This window comes from Mucilaginibacter robiniae (genome assembly GCF_012849215.1).
GTDB lineage: Bacteria > Bacteroidota > Bacteroidia > Sphingobacteriales > Sphingobacteriaceae > Mucilaginibacter > Mucilaginibacter robiniae.
Genome location: NZ_CP051682.1, coordinates 3,231,552 through 3,249,533, shown reverse-complemented (window position 1 = coordinate 3,249,533; position 17,982 = coordinate 3,231,552). Strand labels below are relative to the sequence as shown.

At 40.0% G+C, this 17,982-nt stretch carries 12 protein-coding genes; 3 read left to right on the top strand and 9 right to left on the bottom strand.

Going from position 1 to position 17,982, the window contains the following annotated elements:
- Complete coding sequence (locus HH214_RS14460; protein WP_169608777.1) at positions 1–2,577, bottom strand: NACHT domain-containing protein; 2,577 nt, start codon at positions 2,575–2,577, stop codon at positions 1–3.
- 474 nt (positions 2,578–3,051) lie between these two features.
- Here HH214_RS14460 and HH214_RS14455 point away from each other — a divergent pair, with 474 nt between their 5' ends.
- The gene (locus HH214_RS14455) at positions 3,052–5,649 is read left to right on the top strand and encodes an NACHT domain-containing protein (RefSeq protein ID WP_169608775.1); all 2,598 of its coding nucleotides are present in this window, start codon (positions 3,052–3,054) and stop codon (positions 5,647–5,649) included.
- A gap of 207 nt (positions 5,650–5,856) precedes the next feature.
- Here HH214_RS14455 and HH214_RS14450 read toward each other — a convergent pair whose 3' ends face one another.
- Positions 5,857–7,383 carry an IS1182 family transposase gene (locus HH214_RS14450; protein ID WP_169605910.1) on the bottom strand — a complete coding sequence of 509 codons (1,527 nt, stop codon included), beginning with the start codon at positions 7,381–7,383 and terminating at the stop codon, positions 5,857–5,859.
- Between the two features lie 136 nt (positions 7,384–7,519).
- Positions 7,520–7,897, bottom strand: a complete 378-nt coding sequence (locus tag HH214_RS14445; protein ID WP_169608773.1) for a hypothetical protein — start codon at positions 7,895–7,897, stop codon at positions 7,520–7,522.
- Positions 7,898–8,696: 799 nt separating this feature from the next.
- On the opposite strand from HH214_RS14445, the gene HH214_RS14440 reads away from it, so the two are divergent.
- Together HH214_RS14440 and HH214_RS14435 are read left to right on the top strand one after the other, a co-directional pair.
- Positions 8,697–9,194, top strand: coding sequence for a hypothetical protein (locus tag HH214_RS14440; protein ID WP_169608772.1), 498 nt, complete (start codon positions 8,697–8,699; stop codon positions 9,192–9,194).
- Between the two features lie 288 nt (positions 9,195–9,482).
- Entirely contained in the window at positions 9,483–12,818 is a 3,336-nt protein-coding gene (locus HH214_RS14435) for a PAS domain-containing sensor histidine kinase (protein WP_169608770.1), read from the top strand.
- A gap of 55 nt (positions 12,819–12,873) precedes the next feature.
- Here HH214_RS14435 and HH214_RS14430 read toward each other — a convergent pair whose 3' ends face one another.
- From HH214_RS14430 to HH214_RS14405, 6 genes are all read right to left on the bottom strand, one after another.
- Entirely contained in the window at positions 12,874–14,058 is a 1,185-nt protein-coding gene (locus tag HH214_RS14430; protein WP_169608768.1) for a sensor histidine kinase, read from the bottom strand.
- A 1-nt stretch (position 14,059) separates the two neighbouring features.
- Positions 14,060–15,082: a SpoIIE family protein phosphatase gene (locus HH214_RS14425; RefSeq protein WP_169608766.1), complete on the bottom strand. Its 1,023-nt coding sequence runs from the start codon at positions 15,080–15,082 to the stop codon at positions 14,060–14,062.
- Positions 15,075–15,491: an anti-sigma regulatory factor gene (locus HH214_RS14420; protein WP_169608764.1), complete on the bottom strand. Its 417-nt coding sequence runs from the start codon at positions 15,489–15,491 to the stop codon at positions 15,075–15,077. The genes HH214_RS14425 and HH214_RS14420 overlap by 8 nt, the downstream gene beginning before the upstream one ends.
- Entirely contained in the window at positions 15,469–15,870 is a 402-nt protein-coding gene (locus HH214_RS14415; RefSeq protein WP_169608762.1) for an STAS domain-containing protein, read from the bottom strand. The genes HH214_RS14420 and HH214_RS14415 overlap by 23 nt, the downstream gene beginning before the upstream one ends.
- Positions 15,871–15,884: 14 nt before the next feature.
- Positions 15,885–16,748: an STAS domain-containing protein gene (locus tag HH214_RS14410; protein ID WP_169608760.1), complete on the bottom strand. Its 864-nt coding sequence runs from the start codon at positions 16,746–16,748 to the stop codon at positions 15,885–15,887.
- 221 nt (positions 16,749–16,969) lie between these two features.
- A complete protein-coding gene (locus HH214_RS14405; RefSeq protein ID WP_169608758.1) occupies positions 16,970–17,953 on the bottom strand; it encodes a Kelch repeat-containing protein in 984 nt (327 codons plus the stop codon).
- Between the last annotated feature and the right edge of the window lie 29 nt (positions 17,954–17,982).

Sequence of the window (17,982 nt, the reverse complement as noted above, 5' to 3'; positions counted from 1 at the left end):
TTAATTAATAGCGTTCAATACTGTGCTATCTGCAGCAGGCATAAAGCTTTTCATGTTCAGGCCTCCGGTTCTGATCAGTTTTACAAATCGGTAATAAATACTCTTGTAAGATTCGGACGAAGTATCATGAAAAGGCATAGACAAGTAAGCACCTATAATATAAGCTTCAATGTAGTAAAACTTCTGCTTTGCAGATACCTGTGATACTTTACTTACCATTAACTCTGCTTCATCTTCCTGGCCTTGCAGGGCCATTACCCGTGCAGTTACCAAATCAAGACACACTTTCATATAGGGGGTATAAGTATGCTTATGCTGATTGAAGTTTTTTATCAGTTCAGCATGAATAACTATAGCATCTTCTACCTGCCCCAAAGTTAATAAGGCATCAGCCTTGGTAACATCTAAAAAGAATCGCAACGACTCATGAGCTACATCAGTTGCCGCTAATTTCTTATCCAGCACCTTGATAAATCTTAACACTTTGTTTTTATTATTACTAATACTTAAAGCACTAACTGCCAACAGGTACAAAACCTGATCGAGGCAAAAAGTACGGGCAAACTCATCATCAGCAGGTGGATTAAAACAAAAGCGAGTGATTTGAATTAAAGCTTCTTTTTTAATGGTGCCGTATTTCAGGTAAGTGTACAAGGTTTCAATACAATGTAACGGATTAATCTGGAATGACTGAAATACTTGCTCCGGAAGCTGGCGCAATGCAGTTATGCTTTGCTCAACCCCTACACTGTTTAGCTGTATAATACCAATACAGGCCAAGCTGGTGTACACCCATACTTTACTGGTATCTTCCAAATTTAAGATAAGCAGTTGATGCAATACTTCTTCATATTCGGGTGAGATAAATTCAACTCCAAAGAAATACTTGAACAAAGTTTGGTGTTCGTTACAAAAACGATATTCAATTAGCTCAGTACTTTTTACCGGAAGGTATCTATGCTGAATAAGATTGATCAGAAACTTTAGTACATAAATTTTATCAGCCGCATATAAGGGTACGCCTGTCAGATATTTAAAAAAGTCAAACTGCTGTATTTTAATGGCATTAAAAATATTCCACTCCAGTACCGGCAACCAGTAGGTTTTATCAATAACACGAATCAGGCTGTTTACCAATTCAGCATTATATACGTTCTGGTTATCCTGCGCCAGCTTTTTGGCCAGGCAATAGGCTAATAGCCTATCGTGTGTGAATTCAATATGTTTATAGTAAGCGCCTTCATTGGTCCGGTTTACTTCTTTTAAAAAGCCTATACTTATCAATTCATTATAGGCTTCCCATAATTCTTTTAATTGTTCATAAACCACCAGCTTATCTGTAACAAACCGGCCATCCATTGCTTTGCCATACTTAATCAGCAATCTAAGCACCAGTACCTTTTCGGTTGATAAGCGGGTATTATAAATCTTATCGTTAAAGTAAGAGGCTACTACCTCATAAATACCAAAGTAATCAAGGTGTGTTAGGCTGAAACGTGCTGTATTTTTTTGATAGTAGTACTGAAAAAACAGCGGGTATGAAAATAGAGAAATAATTTCCGGATCAATAATTTTTGAATGAGCCTGCAACGGATTAATGCGGTAACACAAATCCCTAATTTCTTCTGAGCTAAATGGCAGCATATTTGTTTCCAGGCTGCTATCCTGCATGAATCCTAAAAACCACTGCTTCAATGAATTCTCAATGAGCAATCGATTGCGAATACTTATCCAACTAGCAGAACGCATAGTTAAAACTACCTTAAAGTTTGGGTAAACCCGGTACAAAGCAATTACATCAAACAGCAAATCTGTTAATAGCTCGAAATCACCGGGCTTGAACTTCTCCTGGTCAAAACCATCAATAACCAGAAAAAATTTCCGATCTTGAAATTGTTGGTCATCCAGCAAAGCCGATAAACCACTTTCGGGCGTGTTAATACCCATTAAGGCTTTTAGCCAACCATCCAAGTTTCCGGCTTGCGGATGTGCTGAAAGTACCTTACTGCTCAAGAACAGCAAAATATCATTACTGCCCTTGGTAATTTCACTTAGCTTTTCTTCTACCCAGTGGCAAAGTGAAATGGTTTTACCATAACCAGCCGGCGCAGTAAGTAGTGTTGCTACCTGATCGGTATGCATGAACAACTCAAACTGATCTTTAACAAACTCTCTCTTTACCGTTAAATTAAAGGGAACTGCCGAACGGTTGGTTAGCGCCTGCAAGGTTTTCTGAGAAATTTTCAGAGCCTGATTGGCTACTGATGTATTTTCAGGAGCCGGTTGAGGTACTGTGTTCTGGTTGGCCGCTGTTTTATGCTGCTGGCAAAACTCTTCCCACCCCGAACATTGGCAGTATTGGGCTAAAATATTCAGCGTATATAAAGATGGCAGAAACTTACTAAAGGTAAAGCCATAAATACGCTTAAGTGTAGTATCACTAATTTGCTTATGCGTTCTGTCAGAAATATGTACCGACAGAAACTTGCAATCGCCGGGAGTGATGGCTTTAATTCCAGCTTGATTTAATACTTGTTGCTTAAGTTCTTCAAATAAAAAAGGTAAAATTATCCTCATACGTTCTACGCTACTCAACCTCTTTCTGATGTCAGATACATTCTAAGATAAGGTTCTAAATTTTTATAAATTATATATTATATATACTGTACTGCTACTATCCACTTACCCACCGCTACTTACCTATAGTCTACTAAAAATCAGGCTTTTATTATAATTGGATTACACTGGTTATATTAGGTTCTCTGCAGAGAACCTAAGTTCCAACCTTACGTGTATTATAGCAAAATAGTTATATATTATAACTAAAAAGAATACACCTTTTAAGAGTAGCAACCTTATGGTAATAGAAAGCTGATTTTATAATCAAATTATTCATTTTATTCACTTTGTTCATTTTGCAAAATAATTGACACAGTTTGTTAAAATACTGTTCTTTACAGGGTTAGCAAAATATTATTTCACACCGACTAAATTATTTAACGGTACTGATCATACTATTCAGCAAACAGGGAAGGATAAAACAATTAGGAGATGCGCACCATTTTGCAACACGAATTAGAACTGCTAAAAAAAACTATTTTAGCCACAGCCAATATTACAGTTATTACGCCTGCTGTATTTAAAGATTTATCTATTGAGGTTTCAAAAGCTACTAAAAAGCAGGTCAGTAGTTCTACCCTGAAAAGAATTTTCGGTTTTGCAGCATACAACTTTCAGCCCTCGTTATACACGTTAAACGTACTTGCCGAATATTGCGGCTATGAAAGCTGGAATGCATTTGCTTTAAAAAACAGCCATACGCCAACTCACAATTCGGTTACCCCTTACATGGCCGAAAGCAATTTGCAAAACAAGGCTCATGAAATATCATTACGCACACTGCATGCACTTAAAAATAAATCGGGCATACCGTTTTCGTTAACTATTACCCGTGATATTTTAGATGAACACCTAGAAATTTTCACCAGTACAGATTATGCTGCTACAGTTTTAACAGCACCCGCGGGCTATGGTAAAACCATTGCACTTTGCCATTGGGTAGAAGAACAACTAAACTATTACAAACAGTACGATAATCAGGATATTTTACTTTTTTTAAGCAGCAAAACACTCAACCGCAGTAACCAGCAAGATGATTTATACCAGTGGCTGCTCTCCTTATCGGGCCTGACTACCGAACCGGCTTTTGCTGAGGAAGCCTTACGCAAGCACTTACAACAGCATCGCTTTTATTTGGTTATTGATGCTTTGGATAGTACCTCATTACCACCTGAGCAGTTAGATATTGTATTAAATATGCTGCTGGATATGATATCCATTTATCAGGATACCCGCAATTTTAAAGTTATTCTAACAATGCGGTCATCAAACTGGGCCAACCTTTACAAGCAGCTTACCCTGGAAAACAAAATAAACCAGTGGTTTTTAGGATTTACCGTTGATGATAATGATGAAAAGAACTTTCCGCTGTTTACGCCGCATGAGATACAATTGCTCAGCAACAAAATAAAGCCGGGTTCTAACTTAACCTATGAGTTGCATGATGAGGTTTTTGCTTTATTCAGCTACCCTCCCTTTTTTCAGTATTACTATCAAAAAAATAAGACCTTTTTACTGAGCGATCTGGATATTTTCGGCACGTACGATGTTATTTATAATTACATACTGGATAAAGTTTATACCGGCAGGCACTGTACAGAAAAAGTGCTGCTGATGCATGCCCTTGTAGAAAAAGGACGTATTAAAAACGGCGGATTCTGTATAGATAAGCTAAAACTTTATGATGACATCAAGACGTTCAATAATGCTTATCAGGATTTACTCAGCATAAGCATTATACGTGAATCTAACTTTAGCAATCAAGCCGGCTATACCGAATGCATTGAATTTGTACACGAACGCATATTAACTTACTGCATAGCAGCAAAATTAGTTTACGATAGTAATTATGCTTTTGATGAAAAGCTTATTAATCGCATCAACTGCACTTATAGCGATAACTTAAGAATATTGGTACTTAAATGGCTGGTTTTTATATCGCTAAAAAATAAGCAAACTGCCATTTTTGATTACCTGCCACGTATTCAACTAGTTGCTGCCGAAAAAGCCAAACTCATTGTATTTTTAAGTAAGTTAATTGAACAAGGCTTTTTAAGCCAAGAAGGCGGTACAGACGATTTACTGTTTGATATTACCCGGCCTGATTTGTTTAACTACTTTTTTGGAATTGAGTTTATATCGGCAGAATATGAGCAGGCTTTAAAAGGACTATTGAAATTACAACTGCAGGATACCAGTAAAATATGGCTTCATACCTGCCTAACCATCATCTACCTGGTTTCACTAAACACTGTAGGTGCTGAAGATCATATAGCAGCATTAAGAAAGTTCCCGGCAGAAGCTTTCTTGAATTTCCAAATTAACCCGCTCAACTGCCTGGAAACCATTTATTATTATTTAAAATTTAATGTAATTAAAAAAGATGCCCTTACCGACATTACCCGGTTTATATTTCATCCTATCACAAAAAGGCGGCAGCTAAATAAGCTAAGTTCCAACCACGTGTTGTACATATTGGCTTTAAGCACATTAACTATTGCTGGTAATCATAAAAAGTTACTGCGTTTTGTTAAAGTTCTGCACCATATTCATCATACTAATGATGAGTTTTTACCGGAGTTTCATTTCTTTTTGCTGCTTACTAAAGCTCATGCCTCTTTAAGCATGGGCAACATACAGGATGCCGTAACCATATTTAAACTCGTTATAGCTGATTACCAAGATAATAAGCAAAACTTTACGCCGTATATGAAAGCATACCTGGACTTACTGGCAGCCCGCTTGGTACCTTATACATCTAACCACAGCTATATTGAGGCAACTATTAAGCAAACTGTTGATGCGGCCGAAAACAGCACCAATAAATTGTTACAGGTAAACACCCTATCTTATTATCTAAAAACCAATAATAGTGATCGCTTTTCGCCCGAATACAGGATATTGTACTTTAAGTTTGTAAAACTCATGCGTTCTACAGGCTTTAACCCTAAATGCTTTGTGTTTAACTATTATCAAATTCATTCTAAAAATGATAATGACAATTTGTTCACCATTTTTGGACCGAAATAAGATTACCCTCAATTCAATTACATCTAAATCAATAAATTACTTACTGTACCTAACATACAAAAGAGGCCGTCTCATAAGTCAAATATGAGGCGGTTTTTTATTTAGTTATGATTTTTGGTTGGAAGGTTGAGTGAAAGATGTCAGCAGCCGTTTAAGAACCGGGGGATTGATTCTAACAGGTTCTAAAAGTCTATAAAAAGCTTGTTTTCAGGTTTTCCATTTTCTTAGGTTATGTGCGATGGATAATAAGCCGATTTCGACCTCGGCCTTGGACATCCCTTTCAGCAGGAATCGTCTGAAGCCATGGTTATGCTTTAATTGGGCGAATACCGGTTCCACATCGGCCGGCCTTCGTTTCCTGAGGTTGATACCCTGTTCTGTATTCAACCGTTCTTTGGCTGCCTGTTTATGTTGTCTTAGGCTGTGGTTGATCTCAACGACCCGGTTACCCTGTGTAGTATGGCAAACACCACGCATCGGGCAACCTTCACAGTTCTGGGCACGGTAACGGCTGATCAGTTGTACAAAACCAGATGAAGTGACTCGCTGACCGTTACCGATATGCGCCATCCATTGACCTATCGGACAAACAAGGTAATTCTCCGCTTCGTTATAATGCAGGCTGTCGTTACTGAACGCTTTGATACCGTCCTTTTGTTCCTTATCGAACGTATTGTATTTGATGTAAGCCTCAATGCCTTTTCGCGCTAACACACCGTAGTTCTCATCCGATCCGTAGCCGGTGTCGGCAACAATGGCTTTGGGCAGGTCTTTATATAAGGCTTGGTATTGTTCAATATGGGAAGACAAGGTTTGGTAATCGGTTGAGGTTTGATGCAGGGTATAATTAAGGATGAATTGCTCCTGGGTGGATATCTGCAGGTTATAGGCCGGCTTAAGTTGTCCGTTCAGCATATGGTCTTCCTTCATCCGCATGAAGGTGGCATCCGGGTCGGTCTTTGACATGCTGTTACGGCCGGCTAATAACTTTTCCTGCTCGTCATACCGTGCCAGGCTCTCCGGCCAGTGCTTCTTTGCGTAGTTCAGCTTTTGCTTTACTTTTTTGTCTACGTCTTCTTTATCATCTAAGGCTGCATTGATCTTTGAGATGGTTTCCTTTACTTTCTCCGGGTTGATCTCACTATATTCCAAGGGCGCTGTATCTTTTAGTTCTTCGGCGGCAATGCTTTGCGCATAACCCCACAGTTCATCAAGCTGGGCTTTCATCTTATCTTTATTCGCCTTGATGTTTTTGCCCCATACGAAGGTGTACTTGTTCGCCGCTGATTCGATCTTGGTACCATCAGTAAAAACGGCTTCTTTCAAGGATACGATACCTTCCTGCTCGAGCAGCAACACGATTTGTGAGAAGATCTGCTTTAAGACGCCTGACAACTTCTCGCTGCGAAAACGGTTGATGGTGTTGTGGTCGGGCTTTTTCATCCCTAAAAGCCACATGAAGTGTACGTTCTGCGCGGCCTGTTCTTCCAGTTTGCGTGAGGAATAAGTATTGGTCAGATAGCCGTAAACCAGCAGCTTCAGCATCAGCCGGGGATGGAAACTTGACGCCCCGCCGCCTTTGTACTTCCGGTTGATCGGTTTGACATCTACCGTGTCCACGACCTGTTTAACGATACGGACCGGATGACCTGTCGGTACCAGTTCCTCCAGTTTGTACGGTAAAAACGTTAACTGGTCTGGATCATATTCCTTAAAGACTATCTTGCCTCCCATGCCTTTAAGATACCAAAAATATCCTAAAACAACAAGAGACTGTCCCTTATGAGACAGCCTCCTTTCTGTATTAAAACAACACTCAACAGTTACAAAACAACCTTCCTGAGTGCTTAGAAAATGTTGAGTAAAGGAATTAAATATGCTCCAGGTTGGTACAGAAAAGACGTTTAACCAACCCCATCATATTGACAGATGGGCGACCCATTTGAGCTTGATATTCGGGCAAATGCAGCTTCATGCTCTTAACAATAGCTAAAGCGTTACTTACATGCGTTACAAAATCCTCATTTATATCGTCAGCATACCGGAGATTTTCCAGCATCTCTATTTCGTTTTCAATTTCACACAAAAGGTCTAAACGCCATTGTTTATTTTTAAGCATATACTTATTATCCAGCAAACGCTTAAGATTAACCACTATCAACTGTAGTGCACTATAGTTATTAAAAGAATATTGATGAAACGACATCAATTTCTTTTCGTAACGATTTAGCTGCGCTATGACTGACATTATTTTGATACTGGTGCCCAACATGATCTTCACAATCTGTCTTCTCCTATATTTTACAACTCATGTATATTTTACGAGTTGTGTAAACCGTACTTTTATTAATTATCTCTCTTATATTTTATTCACCATTTAGTGAGTAAATGATTGAAGCTTTTGTTCAACAGCTTTATAGACCTAATGTTTGTTGATGCTGTTGTGACTGGCTGTTATTGCATTTTGCGCCTGTTTTTTCATGTAAAGATTGTTTTTCATAAATGCTCTTTTACTCGGTAGATATTTGCTCACTCCAACTATAACTCAGCAACTTCTAATCGCCGGTTTTATATTGGTGATGTAAATTTTGGAAATGAAACTTACTTTTTAAGAATACATTTTGTGCATTTTCAAAAAAGCCAGATACAGAGAATGAACAAAGTGATTCAAACACGTTAAAGCTTAATAAATTCAGCAGGCGATAACTATCCAAAAATCTTCCTTTTAACGCAACCAGCAGCTAGTTCTCCAGTTTTTGAAGTGCCATTCTCTCCCAAAATAGAGCTATGAATAAGATATACTTCTATACGACTTATCATATTATCGCTTATTGATTGAAATGATACCATATTTAAATCATCATATTTTAATTTATAAAACTTGCTTGCTAAAAGCTTTGATTAAGCTTACCTTTATTTGTGTAGAATAATATTTAAAATCTATATTTAAATATTACTTTATTATTAGCCTATTCCGTAAACAGACCACTATTCTCGGTTCCTGCTTATCTTTCATAGTAATAGCAGGCACTTTAATCTGTTGTTATATGCAACCTAATCCGTTAATTTCTTTTCGTGAAACTAGTAATTGCCAGTCCACAATTTTTAGTGTAGTTAACCAAATACACAACAATAAACTTAGCATTGAAGAAATTGGCAATTCTATTCCGAGCAGCATTATAGTGCAGGGTTTGAATTGGCTAACCAACACCTATATGAACCAAACAGGCTGTGTTTATTTAAGGCACAGCCGCGAAGAGCCAGAAGCTTTAGACCCCAATTACTACAAACAATATTTTCCACCCGAAGAAATGGTTTTACTAAAAGCCGAGCTGTTTAAGTTTGTCAGGCAGAATGATTCATCAAAAATATATTCATTTTTCCAGCGTGTAAGGCCCAACGCTGATGCCGATTATAAGTGGTATCTCACCAGTACGCGCCTGTACCCGCAAATAACAGCCGACCAAAGCAGTTTAAAACTTTTGCACATAGCCATTGAGGTAGGTAATACTTACTATGCCGAAACAACTTATACGCAGTTGTAACTTCCCATTCTTACTTATGATAAGGTACAGAATACCAACTTTATGCTAAAACATTTACTATAGATAATAATTTTATATCAATACCAGTTGAAGCTTTAACTTCCCCATCCTGCTATTTACGCTATTGTAATAAGAAATTATTTGCTCTTACTCGTGCGCAAAAGAATGTACAAACAAAAGCGGTATGAAATCAGGAGACGTAAAGTAAAACATAGCCTGTTTGTTTACCATCCTGTACTTTAACAGCTACTACATTAAGCGCGCTACAACGTTTTTATACAGCCAGAAATGAAACCAAAAGATACGCATAGGTTGGATAAACAACCCTATAACACCAGCCATACAAGCCTAACCAACAGCAATTTTATAGCTACTATTACCACTCGTTTTGGAATACTATTTAATTTTTTCAGCGCGGTAACTACACCGGAAGCCATTCAACCTTTATGGGCCTTTGCGCAATCAGCTTATTTGGATAATCCACTACCCTCTTTATTTAAAGAACGGCTGTTTGTTCACCTTTCCCGCCTTTGCCCGGCACGCTACTGCATTGCACGTCATACCGGTTTTTTAATTGGCCAGGGGCTCCCGGCAGGCGATGCCCAAGCCCATACGCAAACCATTGAACAGGTAATGGATTTACTTAAACGCCCTGTACCTGATGCTGCCCGGCTCAACACCGTGCTTAACCGACTAGAAGCGTATGCTGAACCTGTTGATATTACAGCTATAGACTCAGCAATTGAAGCAGACTTATTCGATGCATTAACCCTCTTGTTCTTACAACCTAATCAATCTGCACGTGCCCGGCAGGCCATCAGCAAAGCCGTTGGCACAACAAACTTTGACAGGCTAAACATTTACCTGAGTTATATACATACTGCCCACCACTGGGCCGAAACTCACCCGGAAATAGTGTATGAGCCTGACATCGTCGACATGATGGCGCAGCATCCTGAATTAGCTCAGCTATTGCTTAGTACAACAAAAACAGTATCAATCCAGCAGGGCAACGCACAACCCCTCCCCCTTGCTGAATTTAATGAGGTTGAAAATGTAGAACTGCAGACTGAAGGATTACAGGACCCCAATCAAACATTATTTAATTCGATTGATGAAGGATTGGGCATTGCCAAGATTATTTTAGACAGCTCCGGCACTCCGATAGATTTTCAGTGGCTAGAAGTTAATGAGCAGTTTGAAACACTTATGGAGTTACCGGCTAAAAATATTTTAAGCGGTCAAGTTATACCAGGTTTGGAAGAAGCCTACAAATACTATGGACAAGTGGCGCTCACCGGCATCCCCGCCCGCTTCCAACTCCACTCTCCTGTATTACGCCGCTGGTTTAATGTATGTGCATTTCGCATTGGAGAGCCAAAGCTTAGACACATAGTAGTAACGTTTGAAGATATAACCCAACAAAAGCTAGCAGAAGAACAACTTCGTTTGTTTATTATCGGCAGTTCAGATATGTTGTACAGAATGAGTGCCGACTGGACACAGATGTACACGTTAAAAGGCGAAAGCCTTATACCAGCTACAGAGCACTCACAAAGTACCTGGATAGAAACTTACATTTCTGCTGAAGACCGGCCCGAAATACAAGCTACCCTCAACCAAGCCATTACTAACCGGAAAACTTTTAAAATGGAATACCGGACTATTAAACCCGACGGTAGTACAGACTGGATGCTATCAAAAGCAGTACCGGTATTAAGTAAACAAGGCAGAGTTACAGAGTGGTTGGTTTTAACTGTTAATATAGTCCAACGCAAAAAAGCCGAACAGGAACTTAAAGAAAGCAATGCGTTGCTGCAATCATTTTTTGACAATACCCCTATTGGCATGTCGGTATTGCAAGCTGTACGTAACGAAAACGGGGCTATTCAAGATTTCAGGATTCGTGTGGTAAGTAAAGAACTGGAACGGGAAACCAGCCGTACCGACCTGGTAGGTAAACTATATGCCCAAGAGTACCCGGGTATAAAAGTAACAGGTTTATTCGATATGATGCTGCGGGTAATGGAAAGCGGCAAACCTGAGGGTAAAGAATACTTTTACCCTTACGATGGCTTTGTGAAATGGTTCTCGTGCATGTTTGTTAAAACAGATGATGGATTAGTGGCTACCAACTTTGATATTACCGAACGCAAACTGGCCGAAGAAGAAAAACTTAAAAACTTAATACTATTACAGCATGCCGAAGAAATGGCCGGAATAGGAAGCTGGGTTTATGAAATTGCAACCGGCAGTTTCTCCTGGTCTGACGGTATGTACCAATTGTTTAACCTTAAAAAAGGCACTCCGGTTGTCCCCGAAATATACCTGGATTACATTAGCGAAAAAAGCCGCGCTGTGGCTGAGCGCATGGTAAAATACCTAAAAACCGGAGAAAGGGCTTTTGATAAAATATTGAACATTACGGTAAACGGTAAAAGCAAGATATTAAAAGTAAAAGGCACTGTAGTATATAACGATGAAGGCTTGCCAGTAAGGTTGTTAGGTGTAGATATGGATATTACCACCTCACGCCAGGCAGAACAGCAGATACTGGAAGATGCGGCCATGATTAAAGGTATTGCTGATGCCGCGCCCGATATGCTGTATGCCATTGATATACGTACCATGCAGCACGTATATGTGAACGATAAAATTGTACAGCTTTTTGGTAAATCGCCAGAGGAGATTAGAAACTTGGGCTCCATGCTATTTGAAGCTACCGTGTATGATGAAGACAAGCAAAAGTTTGAAGAAAACATTCAGGTTTTGCGGCAAACTGAAGATGGCGAGGTGCTGGAGCTAACTTACCGGCTGTTGGATGATAAAGGCCAGTTACACTGGATAAAAACCCGCCGGGCTGTGTACCAGCGCGATGAGCAAGGCTCCCCCACACACATTATCGGCATTTCACAAGATATTACAGAACAAATAGTATTACAGGAAAGAAACTCCCAATTACGCCAGGAACGTAAAGAACTGGAAGAACAGCAGCAACAGGCAATTTTTAGGGCAACCTTAGGCGCGCAGGAAGAAGAACGAAAACGCATATCTGAAAGCCTGCACAATGGTCTTGGTCAGATTTTGTATGGTGTTAAACTTAGCTTAGACCGGGTAAATTTTAATCAGGCCGATCGGTATAAAGAAAACATGGCTATTCTGGAACAATCCAAATCCTTACTAGCGGAGTCAATCAAAGAAAGCCGGCGTATATCGCATGAACTAATGCCTACCATACTGGAAGATTTCGGATTGAAAGCTGCTGTTGAAGATATTTGCGAACAGTTTAGAAGTGCGGTGGCTTTTAAATGCAGCTTTATCGGCTTTTTCCGCAAATTGGATAAGTATATTGAAATTGCCATTTACCGCATTGTACAAGAGCTGATGATTAATGTAATTAAGCACGCCCAAGCTACAACCGCAAGCGTTAAAATAGAGATCAGCAACAATAAAGTTAATATTGCGGTAGAAGATAACGGTAAGGGATTTGATGCTGCTCAAAAAAGTGATTGGGGCATTGGCCTGCAAACCATTCGGGGTAAAGTTAAATTACTGAACGGCAAACTTAACCTGGAATCAATAATCAATAGAGGTTCAGCCGTACACATCCGATTCCCTATTTAGCAGCAAAAACCTGATCAATATTTTGGGATTTAACTCTTGTAGAATACTGGTCAGGTTAAACTACCGGCAGTGAAAAGTAAAATACCGAGCCTTCGTTCTCTTTACTATCTGCCCATATTTTGCCTTTATGCCCTTTAATGATACGTGTAGTAATATACAGCCCCATACCCAAGCCTGATACTTTCTGAGCCACTTCTTCGGCCCGAAAAAACTTATCGAATACACGGCTCAAGTTTTCGGCCGATAAGCCAATACCCTGGTCGGTTACACTAATAATTACCTGTTCGTTGGCAGGTTCACCAAGGGCAACAGTAATTGGCTTATCATTGGGTGAGTACTTGGCAGCATTGCTAACTAAATTAACCAGTACCTGTTCTATTCTTAACTTATCAATATTGGCATATACCGGCCCATTAGCATGAAACATAACCGGATGCGTAGGGTGCGACAGGGCAACACTGGCCAACGTTTCTGACAGGAAGGCACTTAGCTCTACCTTTTCTATGCGATAATCAACCTTGTTGTTTTCAATTTTGGCTAAATCTAACAGTTGCTGAATCAGCACGTTCACTTTGGTAGCCTGCTGGTTGATTTTTTCCAGATACTCGGCCATCTTTTCCGGATTTTTATCTTTAAAAGATTTGCCGATTTGCGCATACGCTTTGATAATGGTTAATGGCGAACGTAGCTCGTGCGAAGCAATAGATAAAAATTCTGATTTTTTTTCATTCAGCAAGGTAGCCAACCGGAGCTGCTCATCTTTCTTTTCAGAGAGGGTATTGAGTTCTTGGTTACGTTGCTTAATCTCTTCGTAAGGTGATTCGGGAGGTGCTGTAGCTACATGGTTAGCCAGCCTGGATACCAAATCGCCGCTAATTTTAACAGAACGTGGCAGGTTTAACTGTAAAGTAATTACAGTGCCCTCGCCATTCGGCTGAACATCAATTACCGGTATTAAGCGTTTGGCATAAATAAGCTCCTGGCTACTGGCCGACAAGCGACAATCAGTAACTACGCGGGCTCTAATTAACCAGCGGCCATCTTCGCGCTTGGCCCGGAAAGACAGAACACTATGTAAAGTTTTATCAATTACGGCACGGCAAACTTCAGAAACCGCTGTAGCAAAAGCGGTTTGTGTAGCAACTGAAAGGCCCAAATACTTAGTAATACCCACCGCCTTTTTATGCGTAAGCGGCAAATCCATTTCGTTTTCCAGGTTGATACTTAATATTTCCAGCATATTATTTCAGTTTAACTATCACCACCGAAGTATCATCAGTGCCTCTTGAATAATCTTTATATATAGCGGCTGCCATCATCATTGAATCACAGCGGGCAATACCCTGATATTTGCTAACATCCCAGCGGGATTTTATTCCATCAGAACACAAGATCAGCAAACTATAATCGGTAAATGCCACCTGTTGGCTGTTCATCGTATTCGGAATGTTATGCCCTACGATACCGTTATAAGAAATATGGTTTTTAACAATACCGCCTAAGTGCATAAACTTGGCCGATATATTACCTATACCGGCAATTTGCACCTGTTTACTCTCTAAATCAAATACAGCTACAGTACTCACCATACCACGTGTTTTGCGAATATCCTGATGCAGAAAGCGTAAAATTTCAACAGGCGAATCATACGGGCAGCCTTTAAATGAGCTCACCGCTTCGTTAACCGCCAGATTGGCCTCTCTGCCATGTCCCAAGCCATCGGCTACCAAAAGCTTTAGGTATCTGCCTGAGGTTTTGTAATAAGTAGCATCGCCACTTACCTGTTCACCAGTTTTAGCGACTACTAAGGGTCTGATTTCAATAGCCGGCACTGGCTTTACCGTTGCAGCATCCTGCTCATTTTTGTAAATTCGGCTTAAAACAATAGTGCCCCAACCTTTAATTGAAAACAAGTCGAACTTATCTGAAAGGCGTTTGATACTGCCCAAGCCATGCCCCATGGTACTACCTGTTGAGTAACCATCCTGCATCATTTTGGCCGTATCGGCCATACCGGGGCCATTATCAATGGCAATAACTTCCAGGTATTCGCCTTTATGATCTTTGCCAAAGCCGATGAGTATTTCGCCATCGGTGGCATACTTATGTAAGTTAGAAGTAAGTTCAGCCAGTATAATATCAAGTGCGGCCAGCTTTTGAGAGATTAGGCCAGCCTCCTGCGCTTTATGATGAATATCTTTTTTTAGAATAGCGTAGTAGCTCCGGTCGGCAGCCGGATAGCTGGTGTGTGTTGCATCAACCATTAGCCCATTTAATTATGGTAACCGTAGTTCCCTTCCCCACCTCGCTTTTTAAATCAAACTCATTTACCAGCCTTTTAGTGCCGGGTAAACCCAAGCCCAAGCTTTTACCTGTTGAAAAACCATCAGCCATGGCTTTTTTAATGTCGGCAATACCGGGGCCTTTGTCTTTAAAGGATAGCCGAACGCCATTATCACGTCCTCTAGATATCACTTCAATAAGTACCTCTCCGCCCCCGCCGTATCTCAACATATTACGCACCAGTTCACTGGCTGCCGTAATCAATTTAGTTTGATTAACCAGCCCCATTTTTATTCTGACAGCATGTTCTTTCACCCGGTTCCGGAGTAAAACCACATCCTGCTCTTTGTAAACCTTAATAGTATCCTTAGCTAAGGGTAATATCGTCATCTTCTTCTAGCTCGACATCATCAGCAACAATCATTCCCTGCAACAGTTCCATACCTTTTTCAACATTCAAAGCCGTATGTACACCCGGTAACTCCAGGCCCAGTTCAACCAGCGTGATAGCCACAGCCGGTTGCATACCTACAACAACGGTTTCTGCATCCAATAGTTTAGACATGCTGGCAATATTGCCGATAATGCGACCCATAAAAGAGTCAACAATACTTACTGCCGATATATCAATCAGTACGCCTTTGGCGCCTGTTTTACTCACCATCTTAACCAGATCTGCTTCCAGATCCATAGCCAAGCGGTCATATAAATCTACTTGTATGGTCACTAACAGAAAGTGACCCATTTTTAAAATGGGAATACGATCCATTTACTTTTATTAAATCAATTTACAGCAGTGTTTGCACTTCTTTTTTTAACTTCCAGACGTAGGGCGCTAAATGCAAATTTTAGCGCGCTGGCTAATGTAGCTTTAGTTACAATGTTAGATAAATCAATACCCAGATGTACAATAGTTTGTGCAATTTCCGGACGGATACCGCTAATAATACATTCAGCCCCCATTAAGCGGGTAGCGCTTACGGCTTTCAACAAGTGCTGTGCTACTAATGAATCAACTGCCGGAACGCCTGATATATCTAATATAGCTATGCTACTGCCGGTTTCTACAATTTCCTGCAACAGACTTTCCATTACCACCTGCGTACGGGCGCTATCCAGTGTGCCAATAATAGGCAGCGCCAATATACCATCCCACACACGTATTACCGGGGTAGATATTTCAGCAATCTCATCAGTTTGGCGCAAAATCACTTCTTCACGTCCTTTAAGAAAAGTTTCAAAAGTAACAATGCTGAAACTATCAATTAAACGGTTAACTTTTAGTGTATCCTGATAAAGCTGCAACGGATCGCTTTTTGATTCTGTATCCAAAATTTCAATTAACGCTTCTTTCAGGCTTAAAATGAATACACCCGTTTCACGAGGGCTATATCCCTGGCGGGCACGGCTAATAGATATCCCGGCTAATATTTCAGTTACTTCATCAAAATCAGACGAAGAAGGATTGTTTATATTTTCGTCTGTCAGGTTATCTACCAGTACCTCAACCAGTTCTTCAGATTGCACGCGCAGATCCTCATTGCTCATCAGATCATCGCGCAAACCAGCATCAGCTAACTGGTTTTTCATCCATAACTCCAGAATACTATCTTTTTTACTTTTTAAAATTTGAGCAGCGTTTGCCATGAGGGTTGAAAATACTATTGTACAATTATGTCGCAAAATAACTGAATTGCAGCTTATATTGAAATATAATTATTTAATTATTAATTAATAAAACCAATTAATTCCTTATACGTCATAACTGCTGTTTATGGATGATAATTTGATAAATTTTCCTACACTTTTATAAATAAAAAGCCCTAACAGTAATAACTACCAAGGCTTTTACTCAAATAATACAAATTCTATTTTTTAGCGGATACCACAGGTTGTATATCTGCGCCCTGCAAGCTTACCTGACCGGCATCAATAGGGGTAACATTGCCGCCATAAATGTACAGCTTGTTCCCAATAACTCCCGAACTGGCAAAGCGGCGACCAATCAGGTTAGAGTTAATTTTGGTAAACTGGTTAGTTTCTACATCATAATACCCTGAAAAACCCGGATTGCTGTAATTACCGTTTACAAAAATGTATTTACCTAACTGGGCTAAACTGGTAGCTGATACATTTTCGGGCAGCTTACCTACCTGTTGCCAGGTGTTGCTTTGAATATTATACGCATTTACATCTTTGTACAGGTAATAACGAAAAGGTTCAAACCCGCCAAAAGTATAGAGTTTACCATTTACTATGGTGCCTGATATTTCACCCGTGTGAGGCATATCTTTTAACCGGGTAAACTTTTGCATGTGGATATCAAACTCATACAATTTGCTGGTTCCGTAATTACGTTCGCTGCCACCAAATACATAAATTTTATCGTTCCATACAGCCAAGCCACCGTTTAACTCAGGTAGTGGGTTGGATACATGTAGTTCATTTACCTCGCCGGTTTGGGTATCCAGCGTTTCCACATCATAAAACAAGCCGGTGCCACCTGCCTTTAAACCGCCCATAATGTATATTTTGTGTACCGACGGTATATATACGGCCGATGATTTGATTTTAGGAATCAGTTTATCTGTTAGTTTATCCCATCGGTTGGCGTCTGGATTGTACCGGTAAGCTTCGGATGAAATGCGTTTATTATAAAACTGACCATTAAGGCTGTACAGATGCTGCCCATCGTTAGCATAGGCCGAATAATTTACCCGTTGCGGAAGCGGCGCATAATCGACAAAATTGAGCAAATTGGCGGGCTGTGGAGCATTGGTTTGTGCGTATAGCTTGTTTTGCAGCAGCATAGCCACAGCTAAGCCAAACATGAGTTGAACTTTGATTTTCATAAATAAGGTTTTATATAAAGCTAACCTTA